Origin of the sequence: Vibrio sp. ArtGut-C1 (assembly GCF_002105475.1) — a bacterium.
Taxonomy (GTDB): Bacteria; Pseudomonadota; Gammaproteobacteria; order Enterobacterales; family Vibrionaceae; genus Vibrio; species Vibrio diabolicus.
In genome coordinates this window covers 1-23,704 of the sequence record NZ_NCTH01000032.1, presented here as the reverse complement: position 1 = coordinate 23,704, position 23,704 = coordinate 1, and the positions used below count along the sequence as shown (strand labels likewise).

General features: G+C 43.9%; 20 protein-coding genes and 1 pseudogene. 9 read left to right on the top strand and 12 right to left on the bottom strand.

What is annotated here, in order from left to right; genetic code table 11:
* Positions 1-25 precede the first annotated feature (25 nt).
* The 3 genes from B7360_RS20660 to B7360_RS20650 form a co-directional block, all read right to left on the bottom strand.
* Complete coding sequence (locus B7360_RS20660; protein ID WP_085344509.1) at positions 26-817, bottom strand: hypothetical protein; 792 nt, start codon at positions 815-817, stop codon at positions 26-28.
* A 530-nt stretch (positions 818-1,347) separates the two neighbouring features.
* A complete protein-coding gene (locus B7360_RS20655) occupies positions 1,348-3,507 on the bottom strand; it encodes a prolyl oligopeptidase family protein (RefSeq protein ID WP_085344508.1) in 2,160 nt (719 codons plus the stop codon).
* 206 nt (positions 3,508-3,713) lie between these two features.
* Entirely contained in the window at positions 3,714-5,285 is a 1,572-nt protein-coding gene (locus tag B7360_RS20650) for an ABC-F family ATP-binding cassette domain-containing protein (RefSeq protein ID WP_085344507.1), read from the bottom strand.
* A 391-nt stretch (positions 5,286-5,676) separates the two neighbouring features.
* Between B7360_RS20650 and B7360_RS20645 the strand changes: the two genes are divergently transcribed.
* The 3 genes from B7360_RS20645 (at position 5,677) to B7360_RS20635 (ending at position 8,842) form a co-directional block, all read left to right on the top strand.
* The gene (locus B7360_RS20645) at positions 5,677-6,102 is read left to right on the top strand and encodes a universal stress protein (RefSeq protein ID WP_005392539.1); all 426 of its coding nucleotides are present in this window, start codon (positions 5,677-5,679) and stop codon (positions 6,100-6,102) included.
* A gap of 167 nt (positions 6,103-6,269) precedes the next feature.
* On the top strand, positions 6,270-6,887 hold the full coding sequence (locus B7360_RS20640; protein ID WP_005392538.1) for an NAD(P)H-dependent oxidoreductase: 618 nt from the start codon (positions 6,270-6,272) through the stop codon (positions 6,885-6,887).
* Positions 6,884-8,842: a monovalent cation:proton antiporter-2 (CPA2) family protein gene (locus B7360_RS20635; RefSeq protein ID WP_085344506.1), complete on the top strand. Its 1,959-nt coding sequence runs from the start codon at positions 6,884-6,886 to the stop codon at positions 8,840-8,842. The genes B7360_RS20640 and B7360_RS20635 overlap by 4 nt, the downstream gene beginning before the upstream one ends.
* Before the next feature lie 99 nt (positions 8,843-8,941).
* Here the strand turns inward: B7360_RS20635 and B7360_RS20630 are convergent, their stop codons facing one another.
* A complete protein-coding gene (locus B7360_RS20630; protein WP_085344505.1) occupies positions 8,942-9,235 on the bottom strand; it encodes a hypothetical protein in 294 nt (97 codons plus the stop codon).
* A gap of 245 nt (positions 9,236-9,480) precedes the next feature.
* On the opposite strand from B7360_RS20630, the gene B7360_RS20625 reads away from it, so the two are divergent.
* Positions 9,481-9,774, top strand: a complete 294-nt coding sequence (locus B7360_RS20625; protein ID WP_005375388.1) for a helix-turn-helix transcriptional regulator — start codon at positions 9,481-9,483, stop codon at positions 9,772-9,774.
* Between the two features lie 108 nt (positions 9,775-9,882).
* On the opposite strand, the gene B7360_RS20620 is transcribed toward B7360_RS20625, so the two are convergent.
* Entirely contained in the window at positions 9,883-11,232 is a 1,350-nt protein-coding gene (locus B7360_RS20620; protein ID WP_085344504.1) for an alpha-amylase family protein, read from the bottom strand.
* A 518-nt stretch (positions 11,233-11,750) separates the two neighbouring features.
* On the opposite strand from B7360_RS20620, the gene B7360_RS20615 reads away from it, so the two are divergent.
* Together B7360_RS20615 and B7360_RS20610 are read left to right on the top strand one after the other, a co-directional pair.
* A complete protein-coding gene (locus tag B7360_RS20615) occupies positions 11,751-12,107 on the top strand; it encodes a MerR family transcriptional regulator (protein WP_005392533.1) in 357 nt (118 codons plus the stop codon).
* A 58-nt stretch (positions 12,108-12,165) separates the two neighbouring features.
* Positions 12,166-12,543 (top strand): carboxymuconolactone decarboxylase family protein, encoded by a 378-nt coding sequence (locus B7360_RS20610; RefSeq protein WP_085344503.1) that lies wholly within the window; start codon positions 12,166-12,168, stop codon positions 12,541-12,543.
* 77 nt (positions 12,544-12,620) lie between these two features.
* Here the strand turns inward: B7360_RS20610 and B7360_RS20605 are convergent, their stop codons facing one another.
* Positions 12,621-12,851, bottom strand: coding sequence for a PAS factor family protein (locus B7360_RS20605; protein ID WP_005375384.1), 231 nt, complete (start codon positions 12,849-12,851; stop codon positions 12,621-12,623).
* A 285-nt stretch (positions 12,852-13,136) separates the two neighbouring features.
* The gene (locus tag B7360_RS20600; RefSeq protein ID WP_085344502.1) at positions 13,137-15,554 is read right to left on the bottom strand and encodes a M9 family metallopeptidase; all 2,418 of its coding nucleotides are present in this window, start codon (positions 15,552-15,554) and stop codon (positions 13,137-13,139) included.
* A gap of 448 nt (positions 15,555-16,002) precedes the next feature.
* On the opposite strand from B7360_RS20600, the gene B7360_RS20595 reads away from it, so the two are divergent.
* Positions 16,003-16,980, top strand: a complete 978-nt coding sequence (locus B7360_RS20595) for a hypothetical protein (RefSeq protein ID WP_085344501.1) — start codon at positions 16,003-16,005, stop codon at positions 16,978-16,980.
* 31 nt (positions 16,981-17,011) lie between these two features.
* Here B7360_RS20595 and accD read toward each other — a convergent pair whose 3' ends face one another.
* Positions 17,012-17,875, bottom strand: a complete 864-nt coding sequence (gene accD / locus B7360_RS20590) for an acetyl-CoA carboxylase, carboxyltransferase subunit beta (protein WP_085344500.1) — start codon at positions 17,873-17,875, stop codon at positions 17,012-17,014.
* Between the two features lie 142 nt (positions 17,876-18,017).
* Between accD and B7360_RS20585 the strand changes: the two genes are divergently transcribed.
* On the top strand, positions 18,018-18,917 hold the full coding sequence (locus B7360_RS20585) for a LysR family transcriptional regulator (RefSeq protein WP_085344499.1): 900 nt from the start codon (positions 18,018-18,020) through the stop codon (positions 18,915-18,917).
* A gap of 131 nt (positions 18,918-19,048) precedes the next feature.
* On the opposite strand, the gene B7360_RS20580 is transcribed toward B7360_RS20585, so the two are convergent.
* The 3 genes from B7360_RS20580 to B7360_RS20570 form a co-directional block, all read right to left on the bottom strand.
* On the bottom strand, positions 19,049-20,608 hold the full coding sequence (locus B7360_RS20580) for a methyl-accepting chemotaxis protein (RefSeq protein WP_047008423.1): 1,560 nt from the start codon (positions 20,606-20,608) through the stop codon (positions 19,049-19,051).
* Positions 20,609-20,953: 345 nt separating this feature from the next.
* Complete coding sequence (locus tag B7360_RS20575; RefSeq protein ID WP_005392525.1) at positions 20,954-21,304, bottom strand: DUF3147 family protein; 351 nt, start codon at positions 21,302-21,304, stop codon at positions 20,954-20,956.
* 51 nt (positions 21,305-21,355) lie between these two features.
* Positions 21,356-22,432 carry a nickel/cobalt efflux protein RcnA gene (locus B7360_RS20570; protein ID WP_085344498.1) on the bottom strand — a complete coding sequence of 359 codons (1,077 nt, stop codon included), beginning with the start codon at positions 22,430-22,432 and terminating at the stop codon, positions 21,356-21,358.
* Positions 22,433-22,568: 136 nt separating this feature from the next.
* Between B7360_RS20570 and rcnR the strand changes: the two genes are divergently transcribed.
* Positions 22,569-22,841: a Ni(II)/Co(II)-binding transcriptional repressor RcnR gene (gene rcnR, locus B7360_RS20565; RefSeq protein ID WP_085344497.1), complete on the top strand. Its 273-nt coding sequence runs from the start codon at positions 22,569-22,571 to the stop codon at positions 22,839-22,841.
* 263 nt (positions 22,842-23,104) lie between these two features.
* On the opposite strand, the pseudogene B7360_RS20560 reads toward rcnR, so the two are convergent.
* Positions 23,105-23,611, bottom strand: a pseudogene (locus B7360_RS20560) (GntP family permease); the annotation flags it as partial.
* Between the last annotated feature and the right edge of the window lie 93 nt (positions 23,612-23,704).

Genomic DNA, 23,704 nt, shown 5'->3' with positions numbered 1-23,704 from the left:
TCTATTCTGGAAATAAACGAGTGAGTTAGAATTGGTAGTTAAATTCGATACGGTGATCACCATCACCGAAATTAACGTGCTCATTCCAGTTTGCAAAGTAACGAATATTTGCGCGAGGATTAATTTGATAAGACAACGCAAACTCATGAGTTAAGATATTATCTTCGCCCGCGTAATAAGTATCTTTATATTGACTAGACCCTGACAATGTATGCATATACATTGGGTTGTAGTTAATCCAGATTTTATCGGTTAATTCAATTTTTGAGTACATACCGACAACGGTGAAAGTACCTGGAATTTCGTAACCTTTGTCATCACCACTAAAATCATTAGCAATAGTGACACCCGCACCAGCTAAAGGAAATAGCTGCAACATACCAAACTTAGGTAGACCTTGAATAAAGCTATAAGATGCATCTAATTTATCGTTATCAACATCGTAGTTTACATCCAATTGACGGCCTAGACCTTTTGCGACTTCTACTTGGAAATTACGTAGTCGGAAAGAGTCAATGCTGTCATCAACATTGGCATACATTGGATCGTCATTGTCGCGAATGCCAAATAGCTCACCACCAATGCCTTTCATTTCGATGATGTTCATCGCCATGGTGCCAGGCTGGCTAGATTGGTAAGTTTGACCGATTTTGATGTTCGCGCCTTTGTCAGTAATACCAAAGCCAGCTTGGGTGTAAACCGCAAGTGGGTCAGACATATCTTGTAGTTCTTCGTCATTATTTGTCTGAGCATAAACAGAAGACGCGAGTTGAAGGGCTGCTGCCATGATAACAACAGACGGTTTCACTAAATTCATAAAACTGTATCCATTTTAATGATTATAAAATTATTCACGTCATGAGGTCATCATAAATAGCAAGCAACACAACTCGCTTTGGATAATATAAATTATCAAAGCAAATTTAATAATGATGAAACATTAGACGTTTTAATTAAAATAAAATAAAGCGTCGTAAAAGTTCAATCACTGCTACTTATATCTTATATAACTTGAAATTTGGTAAGCTTTACGAAGAAGGGAATATTAAAACTTATGAAAATTCAATTATCATTAGAACAAATGATTAATTAAATTTACCATATAAATAAGGAGTGCAATGGTGTTAGGTGATCGCGATCAAGTTTTATTTTTATCGCATATTACTCTTCAGGTAAAGAAGAGAGTTGTAATAAATTGCAAATACCTTAATTTAATTAGCCTTGCGGTCAATTTAGAATAGTTACTCCACAATAAATTGAAAGGAAATCACACTCTGTGATTCCCTTTTATTTTCGAGTGCAAAAGCACCAATGCATTTCGTTAACTAAAAACGCAAACGATTCGCACTATTGCAGTTTCTCTATTCCCATATTGAACAGTGCAAAGCTATAAATATCTGCATTTGTCTCAATTATTTTACGCGTTGGTGTGCCAGCACCATGCCCTGCATTGGTTTCGATGCGAATCAAGGTCGGATTTGAACCCGCATGTTTTGACTGCAACTCAGCAGCAAATTTGTAAGAGTGAGCAGGAACAACACGATCATCATGATCACCCGTTGTAATCAATGTCGCTGGGTATTCCACCCCCGCTTTTACATTGTGCACTGGCGAATAACCTTTCAGATATTGGAACATCTCTTTACTTTGCTCTGCCGTGCCGTAGTCATACGCCCAACCAGCACCTGCGGTAAAAGTATGATAACGCAGCATGTCCAGTACGCCGACTGCTGGCAGCGCCACTTTAAACAACTCTGGACGTTGCGTCATAACAGCCCCCACTAACAAGCCACCATTCGATCCACCGTTAATGGCTAACTTGTTTGATGACGTTACCTTTTCATCAATTAGAAATTCAGCCGCCGCAATAAAGTCATCAAACACATTTTGCTTTTGCATTTGAATGCCAGCGTTGTGCCACTCTTTACCATACTCCCCACCGCCACGAATGTTCGCTACCGCGTAAACACCACCAAGCTCCAGCCAAGCCGCACGTGTCGGGCTAAAAGATGGTGTGAGGCTGATGTTGAAACCACCATAACCATATAGGATGGTTGGTGCACTGCCGTCCATCGGTGTCCCTTTTTTATAGGTGATGATCATCGGCACTTTTGTTCCGTCTTTTGAGGTGTAAAACACCTGGCGAGATTCATACAAAGCAGGGTCAAATGGCGCTTTAGATTTGTAGTACACCTCGCTATCACCATCTTTGATGTTCAGACGATACGTAGTGCTTGGCGTCTTGTAGTTGGTGAAAGAATAATAGACCTCGGTTTCTTCTTTTTTACCCGAGAAACCGTATGCGCTGCCAATATCAGGTAATTTGATTTCTCGAATGAGTTTGCCGTTCATGTCGTATTGCTTCACCATCGAGATCGCATCAACAATATAACTCGCAAACAAGTTGCCACCCGCGGTAGAAACGCGTAACACGTTCTTTGTTTCAGGGATCAAATCTTTCCAGTTTTTGGGCTGCGGCTGACTCGCATCCACCGTCACGACGCGTTTGTTCGGTGCATTAAGGTTCGTAACCAAGTACAGCTTCGTGCCTTGGTTGTCTATTACCCAAGTATCAGAACTGGTGTTATCTAAAATGGTTTTAAGCGGGCTGTTTGGCTTACTCAGATCTTTAAAGAACAGTTTGTTACCCGATGTCGATATGCTGGCTGAGATAAACAAGTAGCGTTCATCATCCGACGTATAGCCGCCAACATAACGGTATTTCTCTTCCTCAAAGCCGCCGAAAATCAGCTGGTCTTCACTTTGTTTCGTCCCAAGCTTATGAAAGTAGAGCTTGTGTTGATCCGTCTTCGCGGAAAGTTCACTCCCCTTTGGCTTGTCATAACTTGAGTAATAGAAGCCTTGATTGCCGAGCCAACTGATGCCGCTGAACTTAATATCCACCAGCGTTTCGCCGACGGGCTTTTTGGTTTCTGTCTCTAGAACTATGACTTTTCGCCAATCGCTACCGCCTTCCGAAATGCTGTATGCAACTAAAGATCCATCTCGTGAAAAGCTCACTCCCGCTAACGATGTGGTGCCATCTTCACTAAAAGTATTTGGATCGAGGAAAATTTCTGCTTCACCATCACCTAGCTGCCGATAAAGCACGTCTTGGTTTTGTAACCCGTCATTTTTGTAGAAGTAAGTGAACTTACCCTCTTTGAACGGTTGGCTTTGTTTTTCGTAATCCATGAACTTAGTAATGCGCTCTTCAATCTGCTTGCGGTAAGGGATTTTCGACAGATAATCAAACGTCACTGCATTTTGTGCCTTCACCCATTCTGCGGTTTCTGGGCTGAGATCGTCTTCCAACCAGCGATAAGGATCACTCACTTTTGTACCAAAGTAGTCATCGACAACATCCACTTTTTGTGTGGTTGGATACGTGATGGCTTTCGGGGTTACCTGTTCAACCGACGACTGCGCCGCTTCATTTGCATGCGCCGCAGACAACACACTTCCGAGTGCGAGAGCCGTTGCGAGTGCTAGGGTGTTCTTTTTCATGAAATTCCTTTTTATTTTTCTGTTGTCTTTTTGTGCAATACATCAGAACTCTACTATATATCGACAAAATGAATCTAATTTCATTAAACGAGTTGTGAAAGCCATCCTAACACCCTCATTTCCTGCCAATTCTACATATCGGTAAGTGGGGGTGTAGAGCTTAGGAACAACGCTGAAGAGCAACGATGGCGTTTACTCTCTTTCGTCTAATTCAGTTCGATTTGACGCAAAACCCCAGACTCAGAAGCAAAATCTTGGTCGTGACTAATCAGAACAAATCCACCTTTGTATGTATTTAACGCCTGACTAAGCACTATTTTTGACTCGAGGTCGAGATGGTTATCTGGTTCATCAAGCAGCAGCAAAGGCTGGGAGTGTTGATGGCTGACGATCAGCATTGCGAGCTTCATCTTCTCGCCACCGCTTAGTACGCATCCCAACCGAAACACAGCGTCTCGACGAAAACCGATCCCCGCCAGTAAGGCTCTCGCTTCACTTTCCGTCATCTCTTGGCAAGTCTCCATTACGTTCTCAAGTAACGAAAGATTTGGATTCACTGCGCCAAAGTGTTGGTCGAGATAATACAAGGGAGTATTCACTTGCAGCTCACCTCTCAGAAACGACAACTCGCCAAGCAACGTCTTTAACAAGGTTGACTTTCCGCAGCCATTTTTCCCTTTGAGATGGACTTTATCGTTCGCAAAAATCTGCAAAGTGATAGGAGTAGAATCCCCAAAAGGCAATATACCTTCTTGTATCGACAACACTTTTCTCGAACGGTTCGGATTATCTGCAAGATAAAGCTTTTGCGCTTTGAGCTGCTCATGTCGCGATTGCAACGCCCGCTCTTTGGCTTGTAAATGCACTTGTCTGAGTTGCTCATTCTTATTGCGATTTGATGTGCTGGCGGTCGCGCTATCCTTTTTGCCATCAAGCAAAATTTTGGGCTGACTGCCGTCTTTGCGCAGTTTGTTCCCTTGCGCGGCGCGTTGGTCAGCTTTTTCGCGATTTTTCTGGGCTTGCTCAGCTAACCGTTTTTTCTGTTTATCGACCTGCGCTAACTGCCTTTCGATCGCTTGTAGCTCAGTGCGTTTTTGCTCGGCATACACATCGTAATTTCCACCAAAAACCTGTAAACCTAGGCCCGATAGTTCCCAAATTTCCTCCATTGATCGCAGCAGCTCACGATCGTGACTGATGAGTAAAATCGCGCCGCCGAAATGCGTCATAGACTCTATCAGCCATTGTTTCGCCTCGGTATCGAGGTGATTGGATGGCTCATCGAGAATCAAAAGCTCCGCTTCGTTTTCAAACAATTGCCATAACTGCAAACGCGCCAACTGACCACCACTGAGCCGAGCACATGAGAAATCAGGGTCTTGCGGCAAGCCCATCGCAGCAAGCTGCTGTTTGAGTTTCAGTTCAATATCCCACTGTTCGCCAACCAGTTCGAACCAATGCTCAGAAACATCACCTTGTTCAATCTGCTTTAAAGCATGCAAGACCGAGTCAGTTCCCAGAAACTGGGCGATCGATTGCTGACCTGAAAGCAAATCAGACGGCTGCTGGCGATACATCATGAAAGAAGAGGGAAAAGTCACTACACCGCTGGAAGGCTGAGTTTCTCCCGCCAAAATTGAAGCCAAAAGTGACTTACCGATGCCATTGCGCCCAACCAAACCAACACGTCGTTTAGTCATGGAACAAGAAATAGACTGGAATAGCGTATCGCCATTATCAAACTGATGGCTAACATTAAAAGCTTGTAAAACTGGCATAATTTGCCTCCTGTATGACAGGGACAACAGCCGTAGCTATGATTTGAGATTGCAACAAAACGCGTGCACAAACGCATTAAGCTCTATGTAAAGCTCGACGATAAACGTCAAATCAAAAAGTCGTCTTGTTGCAAAGAAATATCGGAAAGTGAGCTACGCCTACTAACCCTGCAGATCCAAAAAATAAGTAAAAATATGGATAACAGGTTTAGTTCTTCATTTTGGCGTAATCTCCTAGAGAAATGATTTTCGAAGTTTAGCGGGTTTTCTGACTAAAAAGCAAGCAGCATTATTTATCAAAACTTTGAACGATTTCGAGATCTTATCTACACAAATTTTGCCCAAGCCATACTATGCTTACAGTAAAGCTAATCCACATAAGGGCGTGGTAATGAAATACAAACATATCCTTGTTGCACTCGAACTGTCCGATGAGAGCACAGTTCTGATCGACAGAGCCGTAGCGATGGCTAACTATCTCGACTCCGATATTTCATTCATCCATATTGATGGAACTCACGGGGAAATTTATCGTGAGCTCGTAGACATTAAAGAGAACCCAGACCAAAGGCCGCTGAATGAGCACTCTATGGAATGTTTGAGAACATTCAGTGAGTACATGGATTATCCACTCAAACACTTCTTCGTGGGTACTGGTGATTTAGCCGATAAGCTCGAAATTACCATCAAAGAGCAAGAAGTGGACTTGCTGATTTGTGGCCATCACCAAGATTTCTGGAGCAAAATCATTTCCTACTCAAGACATCTTATCAACAAGTCACCAGTCGATATTTTAGTCGTTCCTATTCATGATTAATTAAAATTTGACGCTTGCCAAAACCACCAACTTATTTGGTGGTTTTTTATTGATATTGAAACAGCTTAAGCACTTTTCCAAGCTAGCTTGACGGCCATTTATGAGTTACATTTTCTAACCAACCTGCGCTCCTACTGGGCATGGTTATTTAGATAGCAAGGATCCTTATGGCGAATAAAAAAGTATTAATTCTCTTTGCTCATCCTTCCCAGCATCGTTCAGAAGTGAATACTCCACTTTTCAAAGAAGCTCAAAAAATTGAAGGCGTGACATGTGTTGATCTCTATGGTGAATACCCTCGTTTCGATATCAATATCGACCGTGAACAACAACGCTTGCGCGAGCATGATGTGGTGGTTTTTCAATTCCCACTATATTGGTATTCAACCCCAGCAATTTTAAAAGAGTGGCAAGATCTGGTTTTGGAGTATGGCTTTGCTTACGGCACTGAAGGAACCGAACTACAAGGTAAAACCATGCTGTGCGTGCTTTCGGCCGGCGGCAAGGAAGAAGCCTATAAAGCCGAAGGCTACAACCATTTTACGATTCGGGAACTGCTCGCTCCTATCGAGCAAATGTCAGCGCTCACGGGTATGCACTACATTGCGCCTCTTGCTTTGTTCGGCGCACGTACAGCCGAAGAAGAAGGACGAATTCCCCGTCATGTCGAACGGTACAAAAGCCTACTAACAGCATTAGTCGAAGATAGACTGGATGTTGAAGCAGCTGCGTCATTAATCAAACTCAACAGCGCACTTCCGAAGCTCATCAAGGAGGCTTCATGACAGGGATATTCTTACAAGCCTTCGTGTATTTGATTGCCGCTGTGATTGCGGTACCACTTGCCAAGCGTTTAGGGCTCGGTTCCGTTTTAGGTTACCTCATCGCTGGTGTGGTAATTGGTCCAATTATCGGCTTAGTCGGTGAGGAAACAACGACAATTCAGCACTTTGCCGAATTTGGCGTGGTGATGATGCTATTCCTAGTGGGGTTAGAGCTAGAGCCTAAAATGCTCTGGTCAATGCGAAATCGTTTAATGGGCTTAGGCGGTCTTCAAGTTGGCGGTACCATCGCGGCGATTATGGGTATTGCCCTGTACTTTGAGCAGCCTTGGACCATTGCCTTAGCCATCGGCTTGATTTTCGCCCTTTCTTCTACCGCGATTGTTTTGCAAACTTTTAGCGAAAAAGGGTTAACGAAGACAGAAGGCGGACAAAACGCGTTCTCTGTTTTGCTTTTCCAAGATATCGCTGTTATCCCGATGTTGGCCTTTATTCCATTGTTGGCACTGCCGGAGTTAGTCGAACAAGCACAAAATGCTGTTCAAACTGCTGCTCAACATCATGACGATTTAAACCTCGTGGCAGATTTACCGGGCTGGGCGTACGGAATAGTCATCACAGCATCGATTGCGATTGTTGTCGTTGGTGGTCACTTTTTAAGTCGACCTCTGCTGAGCTATGTTGCTAGCTCTGGGCTGCGTGAGATTTTTACCGCCACCGCATTGATGCTGGTGATCGGCATCGCAGCACTGATGAGTTTAGTTGGCTTGTCTCCAGCTTTGGGAACCTTCTTGGCTGGCGTTGTATTGGCGAACAGCGAATTCCGTCACGAGTTAGAATCCAATATCGAACCATTTAAAGGGTTGTTGCTAGGTCTGTTCTTCATCACCGTCGGCGCAGGGATCAATTTCTCGGTTCTATTTGGTGACTTCTGGTTGATCATGGCACTGACCATTAGCGTGATGGTATTGAAAGCCTTGGTGCTGTTTATTCTCGCGCTGATATTTAGAGTGAAAGGCAGCAACCGCTGGCTGTTTACCTTAAGCTTGGCTCAAGCGGGTGAATTTGGTTTTGTGTTGCTAAGCTTCTCTGTGCAAAACCACGTCATTCCGTTTGAACTCTCGCAAACTCTTGCGCTGGTTGTTGCTATCTCAATGTTCTTAACGCCAGGTTTGTTCATTCTATTTGACAAATTAATACTGCCGCGTTTTGAAACTCAATCAAACGAAAGGGAAAGCGATACGATTGAAGAAAAAGGCACAGTAATCATCGCTGGTATCGGCCGTTTTGGTCAGATTGTTAACCGCTTGCTTGTTTCTAATGGTGTAACAACAGTGGTGCTCGATCACCAAGCCAACCAAGTCGATAACATGCGCCAGATTGGCACTCGCGCTTATTTTGGCGATGCGACTCGACCAGATATGCTGCACACTGCAGGCATCGAGCATGCGGCTGCGTTGGTCGTCGCAATTGATAACCAAGAATCAAGTGTGGAATTGGTGAAGTACGTCAAACACACGTACCCCAAAGTAACGGTGATCGCACGCGCCTTTGACCGTGGTCACGGCTATCTTTTGCGTCAAGCTGGGGCTGATATTATTGAATCGGAAACCTACCATTCCGCATTGGAGATGGGCGGTCACACGATGAAAGCACTTGGTATTCATCCCTTCTTTGTTGAGCAGCAAAAAGCGACATACAAGCGTGTTGAAGCACGCAAGTCCGAGCTACTCTACAAAGCTTGGGAAGATGATTCTGAAGGCGAACGTTATGACAACAATTTCCGACAACTGTTTATTCAGTTAGAGGAAAAAATGGCGGAAGAGATGCAAAAAGATCGCCATGACAAACTCTCGCGCTCAGAACGTGGTTGGACACCACCGCCGAAAGGTTACGCCGATGACTTCAATGAAGATAACGTTCAAGAACTAACACCGCCGAGAGAAGAGCCGATCTGACGGTAACTTGCTCAATGTTAAAAACCTCCCGTTTGGGAGGTTTTTCTTTTTCAGTACCGAGTCACATGCCGTGCAGGATAAAATGATCTTCTCACGAGATTACATAAGATCATTCATTAAAATCTCATACTCTTCGTTTGCTTCTTCCACTAAGTGAGAAAGCTCTAACGCATCAGTAACTGCAAGATTGAACTGCCACGGAGTTGTGTCTTCTTTACCACAGATTCGAGTTTCACACCCACGGCTCTCAAAAGACAAATCATCAAACTCTGTGGTATGGCGCTCTTGAAGTTCTAAAATCTCAACTTCTAATTTACCGACAGGGTTAACTTTAACGTGAGCATGTAAATCTGAACTGTTAGACAAACAATAATCTCTATGAACCGCAATCATGGCCGCCTCCTTGGTCTGCCAACTGACAACTCACCCATGAGTGTAGACGAGGGAGTTTGAACGTGGGGTGAAATAATAATGAAGATTGATCTGTCTCATTGGAGTAGACAATTATTGTTGTGCTGGTATGAGCCGGTATGAATCTCATCTGATTTAAATCGTTCCTAGATCACAAGAGTTGGCATTTACCGAGACTTTCCCTATTATCGAAACAAATTTACTGTAGTCATTCTTTAGAGGTCAGTATGGAGCTTGAAGCCGTCGCTAAAGCACTAAAAGAGTTAGGTCATCCTACTCGTTTAAGTATTTACAAAGAAGTTGTCAAAGCGGGATACAAAGGTATCGCGGTAGGCGGCGTACAAGAAAAGCTTGGCATTCCTGCATCCACTCTCTCTCATCATATTTCTAGTCTAGCCTCAGCCGGGCTTCTCACCCAACGTCGTGAGGGGCGAACCCTTTTTTGCGTTGCAGAGTACCAATGTTTAGATGATGTGATCGGCTTTTTAAAGGCTGAATGTTGCGTTAATGAGTGCTCATAACCTCATAGCAGAGGCGAAAGACTTCGGTTTTACATTAGACTTTACCCGTTCTTGAATGACCGCCGATAAATATAAACACCGAGCTCGCTAAGCTCGGTGTTTTATTTTTTAGTTTCCGACGAGCAACATTGAGGCTTTAGGTGGCACAATTAACTTACCGTCAGATGGAACGTCCTGATCCGTCATCAAATCCACCCAGTCGCCATCCATTTTCAATGCCAAAGACTGCTGACGCTGCGATTTATTAAGCACGACAATGCCTTTGCTCCCTCGCTTAAGTACAAGCATATCATCGTTACCTTCAAGAACACTCATCGACTCGCCATGCGTCATATTATGGAACTGGATCATTTTCGCCATTCGCGGATCGTTCCATGCGCCTTGCCATCTTGGTTTGCCATTTTTATCTGTAATACCGCTAGTGTTTAAGTCGGTATAAACCAATGGCACACCACCATCGCGGCCTAGAATGTAGGCATAAGCTAACCATTCGTTTTCCTCATCCATGATCAGATCAAGAAAAACGTCATTGTTAGGAATGTCATGCGTGACAACAAATGTAATCGCGCGACCAGGCGAAAGGGCCTGACCGAAACAGTATGGGTCAATCAACGACTTGAAACTGCCCTTTTTAGCAAACGCCTTAAAAATGGTCGAGAACAACGGGAAATCGTAAGCGCCTAAGCGTGTTTCCTGCAAATACGGCTCAAGAAACAACTGATACTCTTCTTCTGTCGCACCGCCATCGGTAATAATTTCGCCAAATATATGCACATCGCGTGTGATGTCGTCTGTCCAAACACGTTTAAGATGCTCTAGCGTCATGTGTTTCGCGGCATCAATACGAAAACCTTTCACACCAATGGCTTTCAGTGCTTTTAGGTAAGCGCGTTGCTGCTCAACGACATGGTCACAAACACGGAGGGTTGGCAAGCCAGGATCGGTTGGTCCACCTGTGATGCGTCCATTTTGTACCTGCCATTTATCTTTCCAGTCTTTAATACCGAACGCTTCAACAAAGTCCTCTTCATCAAAAAGCGGTTGAGATAAGTCGCCAAATAACGTTAGCAACTGATATTTCTGTTTGTTTTGTTGGTATTCCTCCAAGACCTCTTTTCTTGGGTATTGGAGGTCTCGGCGAAGGTGGGCCTCATTTGCCATATGGTTAAACACCACGTCAGCGTAAACCCACACGCCAACTTGCTCCAGTTCACGAACCATACGGATAAAGTCTTTGGTATCACCCAACGCATTGTCGATGACACGGTAATCTTGAGGTTGATAGCGCTGCCACCAGCGATCATCGTGGGCGCTTTTCATTGGTGGCGAAACCAGCACGGAGCCGTAACCTAGCTCGTGGATTTCTTTTGCTCGTTGGGCAATGTCAGCATACTTCCAATCAAATGCATGTAAGATAACATTCGCACCGAATGATTGTATTTCCTGTGAGCCACTCATGTTGTTCTCCTACTCGTTTTCACTCACGATTACTTGTTTGCATTTTTTTGTGAGTGAATTCAATAGTCGAAATTATAAGAGCTATTCATCAGACGCCCTCACCCTTTTCGCCCTAACTCAAGGCTGAAAATGAAGGCGTAGTGACTCCTCCATTGCACAAGTAGAAACGGTTCTGGACGTAAACGAGTAGATGGCATTCAAGCACACCGCACATAAAATAAATTAAGTCATTGTTTTGTATTGCAAAAAATTGCATTCAAAATATATGAAAGAAAATGCCCGGGTACGCCCTAAAGGAGGCCAAAGACTAAAAACAGCCAAACCACTCTATTGAGTAACTAATTTTTAATAAAGTGAAACTGGCAGGTGGATCACGTTTGGCGCGTATTCAAAACAGCCCCCTTCTGCGTATCCCACCTTAAAACATGGAAGATTACCGTTTGTATCTATCCCGAAATGACTTCAAAATGCGGAACTTAGCTTATGCCTATTGGTATGAATTACCTTGGAGGGTAATCATGAATATCAAAGAGTTTTCTAGCCTCGTCGGCTTGTCTGCTCATACACTTCGATACTATGAAAAAATTGGCTTACTTAAACATGTCCATAGAAACGCGAGTGGGCATCGAGTGTATAGTGCGAAAGATCTAAGCTGGATTAGCTTCGTAAAACGATTAAAAGAAACTGCAATGCCACTTGAAGAGATTCTGGAATATGCAAAATTAAGGGAAGTCGGCTCAGAGTCTGTACGACAACGCCAAGCCTTGCTAGAGCAACATCAAGAAAACCTCAAACTCCACATTGAACAGCAGCAAAAGCACTTAACGGCTCTAGAAGAAAAAATTGCCTTGTATAAAAGCGGAAAAGTTCGTTGACTTAGAGTTAACTCTAAGGATTAAGGTATGTTTGCATTTCTTCACTAGGAACATATCGATGGAACAATCACGCTTTGACAAAGGATTAGAACTACTCTCTCACATTGATGGCGACGCTGGTCATAACGTCATCGAAAGCTTACAAGATGTTTGCCCAGATTTAGCTCAGTACACCATTGAGTATCCGTTTGGCGATATTTATGCTCGCCCAGGCTTAGACCTAAAATCGAGAGAAATCGCAACCGTCGCCGCGCTAACGGCAATGGGGAATTGTTCGCCACAACTGAAAGTACATCTCAATGCAGCACTGAATGTAGGCTGCAGCGAGGCTGAAATTAAAGAAGTCATCTTACAGATGTCCGTCTACGCAGGGTTTCCAGCGGCATTAAACGGCATGTTTGCCTTCAAAGAAGTGCTGGCGGAAAGAGCAGAGTAATCACGACGTTGAAATCAATTTAAAGGCAATTAAAAACGGCCCTTGGGGATCGGGCCGTGATTTAAACAACGAGTGAATTAGCGCTCAGGGGTTTCAAGCAGTTTAACCGCGCAATCTACCGCGTTGTTAATGCCTTGACTACTCTCCAACTTGCCTGAACTTGCAGGACCAAGGGCACAAGAATACAAAGCCAGCTGCTTATCGAACGGCAGATCCAACTGTTCATATAGATTTTGTCGGATTCTTGCATGTTGTTCTGGTTCTTGGTTAGCAAGGCTAATCAACGTTTCATAAATAAGCGTTTTCATGTCTTTCCCTTTTCACTTTATTGCACGGGGTGCATATATATTGTATCCGTTTGGAAAGCACAAATCAGAAGCTAGGTCACAGAACGCGTCGCTAAAAAAGTTTATGTGCGCGGTAAATTGTAATACAAACCTAAAGCCGTTTAGAAAAAGAGCAAAGGATAACTCGATAAATCAGCCGATTAACTGGCATTCGCCGCTGTTTGATCACAATAGCGTCCGATACAAACAAAAACGCCGCTCTATGAGCGACGTTTTTTATCTCGATTTCAGCTAATCGAGCATGTTTTAGTTGAAGTGCACTAACATTTCAGCGTCATCACCTTGTTCTGGTGCTTGAAGAGAGAAGTGCACATAACCCGCTTCAGTAACAGGAATCGCAAGGTATTCGTTGCTACCTGCATAGTTGGACACGTACTCGTGTTGCTCAACCGTAGGCCAATGCTCTCTGCTGGCGTATAGATCGACATTACCCGTTTGAGAGTGAGCCGTTAGCCATACACGAATCTCTTCAACACCTTCAGGTACATACACTGCCGCATAACGCTGCTTGTGAACGGTCAGCATTTTTGCTTCACCAGACTCTAGTACCACCGGTGCCAAATCGTCTTGCACTTGTGTTGGCGGTGTTTGCGCTTCAACGTCTAAAGCAGCCACAAGATTCACAGAGTCATAGCTATCACGGCCAGTTAAACTGATGTAGTAACGACCTGCTTTCACGTAACCATCCTGCTCTGGCTCAAATACAATCTCTTCATTGCTGCCATCGCCATACTGGCTCATTTCAAAGTCGTAGTAATGCGCAACTTTGTTGTAGCTCATGTAAAGATCCGCATCCCCCGCACCTTCAATAGATACATTAAAGCGCACGGTGTTGGCTGGTACGTCAACGTAGAACAGTTTTTCGCTGTACGCTTCGCCACTGAGTTGAAGGCTTTGGTTCGCCGTCAATTCAGTCACTTGTGCTTCAGGTTCTGTTGGCTCTTCTGGGTCAGTACCTGGTTGCTCTGGCTCCACTTCTAACGTATCCAACCAGCGCTCAAACTCTGCGTCATATTGTTGACCTAATGTCGTCACCTGTTGCGCCCACTGTTCAAACTGACCAGTGCGCGACAACGCCAACAAGCTTTCTACGTCTTGCGGATGATTTTCTAGCATGAATCGAACGGCCAAGTAACCCCAACGATAGATACGATTAGTATCGTGAGAATATGTGGTATCAAACACAGTTGAAAGGCTCAGTTTACCGCCTGCAATCAGTTCGATCGCCGCTTGGTAGCCTTGTTTGTAATGCATGTATTCAGCAAAACCTTCCAGCCACCACACGATATGACCGTGGGCTAAGTTATCACTGAACGAGCCGTACTGGTTAAATCGCGCGTCCAAATAGTGCGTGTACTCATGCTCTAGATTCAAGATCGATAAATCTTCGCCATTCGCATAGCGATAAGCCACGAAACGGGCGGTATTGTCCGCTTTTGATGGATTCCCTTCAAGGTACTGACCACCGTTGTCCGTTGTATTACCAAACAGGAACGAAGAATAATCAACGTAGCTGTCGTTACTAGCAAACACCGCCACCTCAACACGATCATTCAAGTCATCAGCGACAGGTTGATTGCCCGTATTCACCACTTGATGGAAGTCGGCTTCTTTCGCAGCCAGTACTTCACACGCTTTCGCAGCTTGAGCATCGGTTAGATCTTCAGAGCGAATGATGGCAGGTCCCTGACACTCAAAACGATTTGGCATCACGCGCGCTGCTAGATCTTGCTTCGCTTGGTCTAGGTCCAGACCGTTTAAGCCTCCAGGAGCGTAGTAGCTCATCATCTCTACGGCAGCAAGCCACAGTTTGTCATGCTCACTGCCCAATGGGTAACGCTGCATCACTTGTTGCATCACAACCAAGGCTTTGCGTTTGGTCTCCTGATCTGGGCTCGCAAGCAAACGACCAGTTTCACGTAATGCATTGAAAACAATAAAGCTCGCATCCGTATCCAATGCCCAAGCGTTATCAGATGCGAATCTCGCTAATGTATCAATATGGTGAGTATTGTTTGCCATGTAGCGGTAGAACTCATCGTTTGCTACATGACCTGCCATAGAACGGAACAGGTTGTTTAAACCATCGACCCATTGCGTGTCCTGCGCGGTTTCACGGTTAAAGTGCATCAACGCGGCCATCATGCTATCCATGGTCAGCGGCAACTGCTTCACGTTATCAACCATCAAAGTCAAGCTCTTCATTGCGCCAACTTGTTCACGGCCTTGATCCAAAGCATGAGGGTTGTTAAGGAATAGGTTCGTCGACTGAGCAAAACGCTGACTCAATGCTTCTGAAAACTCAGGTGTACCTGTGCCAGCATTGTAACGAACGTAGTATGCAGCACGAATAAACTCGCCCAGATTTTCTAGAACACGAGCTTGCTCTGCTTCTCCACGATAGCGGGCAATTTCTTGATCCAACGCGACTTGGATACGGCTTAAGCTCGCTTCGCTGTAAATATCGTTCAGCGTTGCGGAAGGAGCTGAAAACCAAGCGTGGTAGCAATCATACTCAGCACCAGAAACGGCAGCAGCCAAGTCTCTCGATTGTTGTAAATCAGCAACAGCGCACTGGTTTTGTGCAAAAGAGAAGCTAGACACACTCGCTAGCATACAAGCAAGCGCCAAACGATGGCGCGGGAAAAAACGGATATGAGACATAACAACACTCATTGATTATTAACATACATTGAGTGGGGGTTTATATTCTTTACAGCTCAAACAGTGAAATCAGTGTCATAAAATTTATGAAATTGCTCCCAAAAATAGGCTTTTTACTCTAAATTTATGGGATCAATCCCAACCCAAGATTTCTCACAATTATCAATAAAAACATTAATTTACCTTTTTCTAAATAACGACTTTATGAGGAAAATTGCCCTTAAACGCCCCCCTTAACTCTTCCAGATAGAGTTCACGACAATCAAAGGTTCTAAATTAAATTTTGATGCTTGATACCATCTATTTTTATTTGTGACTCATTCCCAATAAGTTATCGAGTGCATATCAAAAGGCTGGCATTAATGGTAAATTCTTCGCCAAATCAAACACATTTACTCCTCGAGTCATTGATGAGTGAATAAAGCAGATATTTGGCTAGGGATAATACATGTCACTTTGGGGATTTTGGGGAGCGGGGCTTGCCTACTTCATGACAACGTTTGCCTTTGTTTTTGGCGGCATTTTTTGGTTATGTGCTGAAGGTAATACATTAAGAGAAACAAAGCGCCAATCATCAATAATGTCCGGGATTATTGCTTGTACTATTGGAACTTGGGTGCTTGCTTTTGGTGTTTACGTTTACGGTTACTTTTGGGATAACTCTTCTCACTATTATTTTTATTTGCTCGCTCCATGGGGACTTGCCATTTTTGGGGTAAACCTTCGTAACCGCTGGGTTAAGCAATACGCTCGTGTAAAACACTCAAAAGAAGAACAGTGGCAAAAGCGCTGGCGAGAATTATTAGGGGAAGATACTGAAGATCTTCCACCATATCCACATGATTACGAGCTCTACTCGGGCATTTGGCAAGCCAATGAAGCGCTCCGAGAACAGTGCTTTGCAGCGCTTCCTCACGGGAAAGCAGTCTACGAGAGAGTGAAAGCCTTCCAAACGATGGCCTCCCCCGCTGGTGACATAAACAATCAAGTTTTGCTGAGTAAACTCGATCAACTAGAGGATGAAATCATTCAAGTTCTTGAGCAACACTCGCAAAAGAAAGTAAGCATTGAAACTGGCTCAGGTACTTTACGCAAAGAGTCAAAACGCAATGTTTATCACCATGAGAATGGCCCAACAGAAGAGCAACTGTACGACTCAATCAATCTCCAACATGATTTGGATCGAGAGCTACGCAACATTATCTATGATCGGCTCGGTTACGATGGCGAAGATGAGTACTTTTTCCTCCAAGCGCCACTCGAAGAGCTTACCGAGAATGAAACCGCAATCAACTGGATGCTCTGGGGTTTAGTAAGCGACCATTTTGCTGTTGACCCATACCAAACGGCGTTGGATCTCAGCCTAATGAATGCGGAACCAAGATGGGGGCAAAATGAACGGTTTGTAATGATTACGGCTCAATAAACGCAAGTACTAAGCCTAACTTTAATACAACCTATTCTGAGACCACCCTCGCGTTGGTTAACTTAGCCAATAAGCCGCCAACGCGATCACGCATTTCACGTCTGTCTACAATCATATCTAATGCACCATGTGCCAATAAAAACTCACTTCTCTGAAACTCGTCTGGTAGCTTTTCACGTACCGTTTGTTCAATAACACGCCTTCCCGCAAAGCCGATGCTTGCTTTAGGTTCACCAATATTGATGTCTCCCAACATGGCTAAACTCGCCGAGACACCACCATAAGTTTGGTCCGTCAATACTGAGATATAGGGTAATCTGTACTCAGATAAGTGGTTTAACGCGGCGCTGGTTTTTGACATTTGCATTAGTGCTACCAAAGACTCTTGCATGCGCGCCCCTCCGCAAGCAGAAAAACACACTAGCCCAGATTTTGTATTAATCGCAGTTTCAACGGCGCGGACAAATTTCTCGCCAACCACCGCCCCCATCGAGCCAGCCATGAAAGAGAATTCAAACGCACAAGCTACAACAGGCAAGCCTAGCAACTTCCCCTGCATCACAACCAAGGCATCTTTTTCTCCAGTCGTTTTCTGCGCGATGGCAATTCGCTCTTTATATCGCTTTAAGTCTTTAAAACCCAAAATATCCTGCGGTTCCAACTCACTTGCCAACTCTTGCTGTGTTCCATGATCCAGAAAAGTGTTCAACCTTTGACGTGCAGCCATTCTCATGTGATGAGAGCACCTAGGACATACTTCCAAATTCTCTTTTAATGCCGCGCGATAAAGTATTTGTTCACATTCAGGGCATTTTGTCCAAACGCCCTCAGGAATAGACGCTTTGCACGAACCTATTATATTCTTATTCTCAAATAACCTTTCTAGCCAACTCATGAGTACCTCATTATTGATCACCTCGTAGCACGACATCTGCATCGTTTGCCCGCTCTGACTGTTAAATAAAATTGTATGCAACTCAGTCTGAGGATAAAGTGCAATATGCTGGCTTGATAATCCAATAAAGTGGGACAATAGAATGTTTGATAACGTCGACCAAATCTGGTTAAAAAGTTTTCACTGTGTGTATGAAAACAACAGCTTTAAGCGAGCCGCTGAGTGTTTGAATATACCAACATCGAATGTCAGCCGACATATTGCCCTGCTTGAAGAAAAGTTAAACATCAGGTTGTTCAATAGAACGACAAGGCGAATGACGCCTACCGAGGCTGGAGAAGAGCTCTATAGCAGCACTCGTCCATTATTGGAACAACTCAACAACGCGCTAGAAACCGTGACTCGCCACTCGCACACCGTAACGGGAGAGCTACGTATTCTTATGCCAGACACACCTGTACTGGCCAAAGCGGTTGTCACCTTTTGCACGCAATACCCGTCAATCTCTTTGTCTTGCGATACAACGCTAAACCCTAAAGATGATGTTATTGATAGCTTTGATGTCATTTTGAGTTTTCATAGAGGGACTTTGTCTGACAGCAATTGGGTAGCAAGGGAAATCAAACGCTGGCCCAGTGCTATTTTGGCTGCGCCTCAACTGCTTAATAAGTACGCCAGCCCTTACAAAATTACGGATTTAAATCATGTTCCCTGTATCACGACACTTACTGCAGTAAATGGCGCTCCCTGGGTATTTAAAAATCCCGACGGAGGTCATATTACGCAAACAGTACAATCATCGTTCAAAGTAAACAGTGGCCATCTCGCTAAATCTGGCGCGTTATCAGGGCTTGGATACGCAATACTTCCAATAGAATCATGCAAAGATGAGATCGAGAGCGGCAAGCTTGAAGTCATCCCTCTAGAATACGAACCTGAAGATTTAGTGCTTTATGCGTTTTACTCTTCTAGAAAGCACTTAGCCAAGAAAATCTCTATGTTTGTTGAGCACTTAAAACAACACGCGAAGCTTAATGCCTAGTTAAGCACTAATCATTTGTCCCAATAACTATAAAAACTGGCATAGTAGAGCAAATCGACATTCGATTTTCTCAAATAAAAAAGCCAGCAATCGAGATTTACTGGCTTTTGCAAAAGGATTTCCGTTGGCGTTTAAATTCTAAACGCTCCTACGTGGCGATCGAGAGTTCTCGATAATTCCGCAAGTTGTTGACTTGATTCTTCCAATTGCTCACTCGCCGTTAGCGCGTTTTTCACGGAGTGACTGACGGTATCCATATTCATGTTAATTTCATTTGCTACCGTCGATTGCTGTTCTGTTGCCGTTGCCACTTGAGTATTGATATCCAAAATAGTAGTAACTTGATCAGCAATTGCCTCTAGTGCTTGTCGAGCCAGCTCCGTTTCTGCAGTGCCTTCTTCAATAAGGGTTCTACTATTACTCATTGAATTAACCGCACTTTGGGCTTCGGTTTGCAACTGATGGATCATGTTGTCAATTTCATCAGTGGACTGAGCCGTTTTAGTTGCAAGATTACGAACCTCGTCTGCCACTACGGCGAAACCTCGTCCGGCATCACCGGCGCGCGCTGCTTCAATAGCGGCATTTAACGCCAATAGGTTAGTTTGCTCAGAGATCCCTCTAATGACTTCGAGAATACTACCAATCGACTGAGTGTTGTCCGCAAGACTTACGATAATATTGGAAGTACTGTTCATCTCGTTTTCAAGATTCGTCATCGCCGTCTTGGTGCGTTCTAGCGTCTTGTAGCCATCTTGAGTCTCATTACTTGCCGTGCTCGCAGCACTTGCTGCACCAGCAGCATTTGACGCGATTTCGTTGACGGTCGCGATCATTTCGTTCATAGACGTGACAACCAGCATGGTTTGCTCATTCTGCTCCTGCCCTCTTGCAAGCGCTTGTTGAGATTGTCCACGCAGCGCGACAGCGGAACCATTCAGATCCACACCAGTATTTACAACTTGTGTAATGATTTCATGTACCTTGCCAACAAACACGTTGAACGCCGAAGAAATTTGTGCGACTTCGTCATTACCTTTTGCTGGTAAACGAACCGTTAAGTCTCCGTCACCTTTCGAGATGTCTTGCAACGCCTCCTTAAGCGCAGAGAGCGGTCGCATCAGCTTGTTGAGTAGCAGCGATAGAGCCAAAACACACAGAACGAAGATCACCACCATGGAAATCAGTTGGGAAGTAATAATTCCATTCGTCGCTTGGCTTACTTCTGTAATAGGAATACCAATATCAAACGTACCGTACAACTGACCATTCACGTAGATCGGCGCCATGATATCAAACACCCACACTTTCTGGACATCGGCATACCACTTTGAATACTGTTGTACACCTTTGGTTGCACCTTCAACGGTGTAGTTATCATTGTAGGTTTTATTTAGCTTTTGCTTATCACTGTGAGCAACCGCCGTCACATTGCGATCAATTACGACTGCATAGCTTACGTCTGAACGTTGTTTCAAACCCTCAACGAGCGATTGTAAGTCTTGCATTGGATTGGCTGAGTTCTCCAAAATATAACTTGCATTTCCTGCTAAAAACTCAGCTTGAACTTGGGATTTGTTTAAGATGATGTCATCGATTTTCTGACTCGAAATTAGGTACGTTGATGCCATACTTGCCACGACAGCAATACCAAACATGGCGCAAACGGCTAATAAGATGATTCTTTTCATTTTAATTGTCTCGGTACAATTCAATGTGATGCTCACGACAGAGCGTTAAGCCTTTCGCCTCTTATAACCAACACAAACTGTATTTTTAGCCTGTCTGGCAAAGCTAGACGTAACTTTGTAGCTACTGTATCTGCCTGATTACCGATAACTTTAGAATGAAGGAAGAAAAGTCTTCAAAACGTCACATTTCTACGAGGTTTGGCTGAAAGACAAGAGAGCAATCGCTAACTTCAAGTAAGCGGCCACACTAGCATCGAGAGTTAAAAAAAGAGTTCTAGTTAGAGCCTTGAAAATATAAATAAGCGAGCGCTTCAACCTATATTCTTACAATTCTCCTTTGCTCAATTAAGTTAATTCTATTCCAAATTCTTTGATAACGATGGTCACAATAAAGAAACAAACGATTGAAATAATGGCGCAAATTCCCAAAGAGAACCAAAACGAATATCGGCTCAGTAAGAAAGGAAAAACTAGAAACATCGGCAATGTAGGCAGTACATACCAAAAAGTATAAAACGCGTGGTTCGCGAGCTTTTCCTGACCTTGACCTTCAATATACATCCAAATCAAAGCTAAAATAGTGACCGTCGGGAGCGCGGCAATCAGCGCTCCCGCTTTATCACTTCTCTTGGCAACTTCAGATATGAGCACCACTATTCCTGCGGTTAACGCGTACTTAGTAATCATCCACAACATGAAAGAGCTACCTTTAATAAACAAAAAGCGACGTAATAATTACAACAGAGCTTAGCTCATTAACGTCGTAAACCCGTGCATGCCCATATATACACCAACGGCACTAATCAAGATCCCCGATAGATAAGGTGCACGACGAGCCACATCGTTCAAACCACTCCACTTCGATGTTGCTTTTTGAACACCCACTGCCGCGACAACACCAACCGCAACTAAAGTTAACGCTAGACCAATACTGAACGACACCACCAAGGTTGCACCAAGTGTCATGGCCTTAAGTTGCAAACAAATGAGTAAAACAGTGACCGCCGCCGGGCATGGTATTAACCCACCAGTCAAACCAAACAGAAGTATTTGTCCATTGGTAACATCTCGATCGCCAAAGCGCTTTTGAATATCTAGAGCGTGAGCACGCTCATGAGCGTCTTGGTACTCTTTATTCTCACCTTCCGAGTGGGAATCCGCATGAAAATGCACCTCGAAATCGTGGGTGTGATCATGGTGCCCGACCATCAACGTGACGAAAAAATCATCAGAGGCTTCAATACAGGAGGCGGATTCCAAATAGCCATCGCGCTCAATAAAGTGATAAATATCAGAAGGCTGTCTGATTGCGTTGGGTAGCACTAGTTTAACGCTTTCAGCCGTTAAAGGCTTACCATTAAGTGTGCGTAACTGAAAACGGCAGTGATACCCTTCATCTACAATAGAAAGCGATAGATGCCCATGACCAGTATCGACAACTTGCGTTCTCCAGTCTCGAGCTTGCTTATGAGCTTTGTGCCAAGCTCGCTCATCGCTCCACGTTCTCCAGAACATCCATAAACCCGTCGAGACGATAATTACCCCAGAGATAAGCTGCATCCATGGCTCCGCAGCTTCTGCAGTAAATCTTTGGCTTATATACATCCCACCCGCAGCAATTATCCATACGATCGCCGTATGGGAAAGCGTTGCAGCCAGCCCCAACATAACCGCCTGCTTCACTGTTCCTTTTACGGCCACAATAAACGCCGCCATCATCGTTTTTGAATGTCCTGGCTCTAATCCATGTAACGCTCCTAATAAAATGGCGCTGGGTATAAAAAACCATCCATTACCTTGTTGTAATAATGCGACAAAATCCATTGTTATTCTCAATATGCTCTTCTAAAGTTGCCTTAAACTATACTCCCCCCCAGTATTTAATACTACCCCCCAGTATAAGATGAGTGCTACATTATCAGTTAGAATCTCGCAGTCAGTAACTTAAAGAAGATAAGTCATGTCCCATACAACCAGAGATCAAAAGAAGCTCAATACCCGTGTCAGCAAAATACAGGGTCAGGTGAATGGTCTTAAAAAAATGCTGGAAGAAGAACATGAGTGCCAAGATGTGTTGCAACAAATCGCTGCAATTCGAGGGGCTGTAAATGGCTTAATGAAAGAAGTAATTAAAGGTCACTTACTTGAGCACGTTGTACTTGAGGAAGACAAAACTCAACGTGAAAAAGATATGGAAGTCGTATTGAAAGTACTGGACTCTTATATAAAGTAACCCTACTTCGCTAGAGTAAAGTCACTAGGGTTAAACTCGAATAGATCCTTTATATGTAATCGTTAACTAAACGGGAAATAGAGATTCCATTTCATATCGATTAGGTTGAAAGAAACTATATCAGTTCAAGTTAAATAGTTTAGTTATCAGAACTAAAACGGCCCAAACATAGGGCCGTTCATATTATTAAAAATCCCTAAACTATCTGCTAAAAATACATATTGTGATAGGTTTTGACTTTATGGAAGAGTACAAGTAAACCTTTATACCTCTTGTAATTCGACGTGCTTAGCGCTGTAAGATTTTGTAAATGCAATACACCCCAAAAGTACAGCAAGTGGTAACACGGGATCAAAGATTGAACCATGAGATCCGAAGAATAAGTTAAGAATCATGACTAATGAACCACCAATAGCCCAAGCAATTGTTGTTGGAATAGTCCAAATGATGAGTTGTTTCTTAACCTCAGTCACCCCCATTAGTCGATTAACAATATGGAATAACGAGTCATTAAAGTAGCCAGCAAATAGAGATCCCATCGTAGCTGCCGTCGCTGCGAATAAAAGGTTAACATCAGGAATATTCACTAAAACTGGGGCAGATATAGAAGCAGCGGTTATCATGGAGACTGTACCAGAGCCTTGAATAATGCGAACTAACGTCGCAATAATAAATGGAATCATAACCGCAGAAATAGGAAGCCCTGCAACTTGGTTGGCAATCTCTGCGCCCGCACCCGTTTCACGCAATACCGCACCTAACGCGCCACCGAGCTATGCTGATTTCTGGTGTATGGAAGAGAAGGGAAGTTGCGGTGTAATCTGTTGATGTAGTTCTCGCCAGAACAATTAACAGAAAGGTAC

What these genes read in the sequence shown, in the direction of transcription:
- B7360_RS20660 (WP_085344509.1), bottom strand. Translation starts at nt 817, where the DNA reads ATGAATTTAGTGAAACCGTCTGTTGTTATCATGGCAGCAGCCCTTCAA.
- B7360_RS20655 (WP_085344508.1), bottom strand. Translation starts at nt 3,507, where the DNA reads ATGAAAAAGAACACCCTAGCACTCGCAACGGCTCTCGCACTCGGAAGT.
- B7360_RS20650 (WP_085344507.1), bottom strand. Translation starts at nt 5,285, where the DNA reads ATGCCAGTTTTACAAGCTTTTAATGTTAGCCATCAGTTTGATAATGGC.
- B7360_RS20645 (WP_005392539.1), top strand. Translation starts at nt 5,677, where the DNA reads ATGAAATACAAACATATCCTTGTTGCACTCGAACTGTCCGATGAGAGC.
- B7360_RS20640 (WP_005392538.1), top strand. Translation starts at nt 6,270, where the DNA reads ATGGCGAATAAAAAAGTATTAATTCTCTTTGCTCATCCTTCCCAGCAT.
- B7360_RS20635 (WP_085344506.1), top strand. Translation starts at nt 6,884, where the DNA reads ATGACAGGGATATTCTTACAAGCCTTCGTGTATTTGATTGCCGCTGTG.
- B7360_RS20630 (WP_085344505.1), bottom strand. Translation starts at nt 9,235, where the DNA reads ATGATTGCGGTTCATAGAGATTATTGTTTGTCTAACAGTTCAGATTTA.
- B7360_RS20625 (WP_005375388.1), top strand. Translation starts at nt 9,481, where the DNA reads ATGGAGCTTGAAGCCGTCGCTAAAGCACTAAAAGAGTTAGGTCATCCT.
- B7360_RS20620 (WP_085344504.1), bottom strand. Translation starts at nt 11,232, where the DNA reads ATGAGTGGCTCACAGGAAATACAATCATTCGGTGCGAATGTTATCTTA.
- B7360_RS20615 (WP_005392533.1), top strand. Translation starts at nt 11,751, where the DNA reads ATGAATATCAAAGAGTTTTCTAGCCTCGTCGGCTTGTCTGCTCATACA.
- B7360_RS20610 (WP_085344503.1), top strand. Translation starts at nt 12,166, where the DNA reads ATGGAACAATCACGCTTTGACAAAGGATTAGAACTACTCTCTCACATT.
- B7360_RS20605 (WP_005375384.1), bottom strand. Translation starts at nt 12,851, where the DNA reads ATGAAAACGCTTATTTATGAAACGTTGATTAGCCTTGCTAACCAAGAA.
- B7360_RS20600 (WP_085344502.1), bottom strand. Translation starts at nt 15,554, where the DNA reads ATGTCTCATATCCGTTTTTTCCCGCGCCATCGTTTGGCGCTTGCTTGT.
- B7360_RS20595 (WP_085344501.1), top strand. Translation starts at nt 16,003, where the DNA reads ATGTCACTTTGGGGATTTTGGGGAGCGGGGCTTGCCTACTTCATGACA.
- accD (WP_085344500.1), bottom strand. Translation starts at nt 17,875, where the DNA reads ATGAGTTGGCTAGAAAGGTTATTTGAGAATAAGAATATAATAGGTTCG.
- B7360_RS20585 (WP_085344499.1), top strand. Translation starts at nt 18,018, where the DNA reads ATGTTTGATAACGTCGACCAAATCTGGTTAAAAAGTTTTCACTGTGTG.
- B7360_RS20580 (WP_047008423.1), bottom strand. Translation starts at nt 20,608, where the DNA reads ATGAAAAGAATCATCTTATTAGCCGTTTGCGCCATGTTTGGTATTGCT.
- B7360_RS20575 (WP_005392525.1), bottom strand. Translation starts at nt 21,304, where the DNA reads ATGTTGTGGATGATTACTAAGTACGCGTTAACCGCAGGAATAGTGGTG.
- B7360_RS20570 (WP_085344498.1), bottom strand. Translation starts at nt 22,432, where the DNA reads ATGGATTTTGTCGCATTATTACAACAAGGTAATGGATGGTTTTTTATA.
- rcnR (WP_085344497.1), top strand. Translation starts at nt 22,569, where the DNA reads ATGTCCCATACAACCAGAGATCAAAAGAAGCTCAATACCCGTGTCAGC.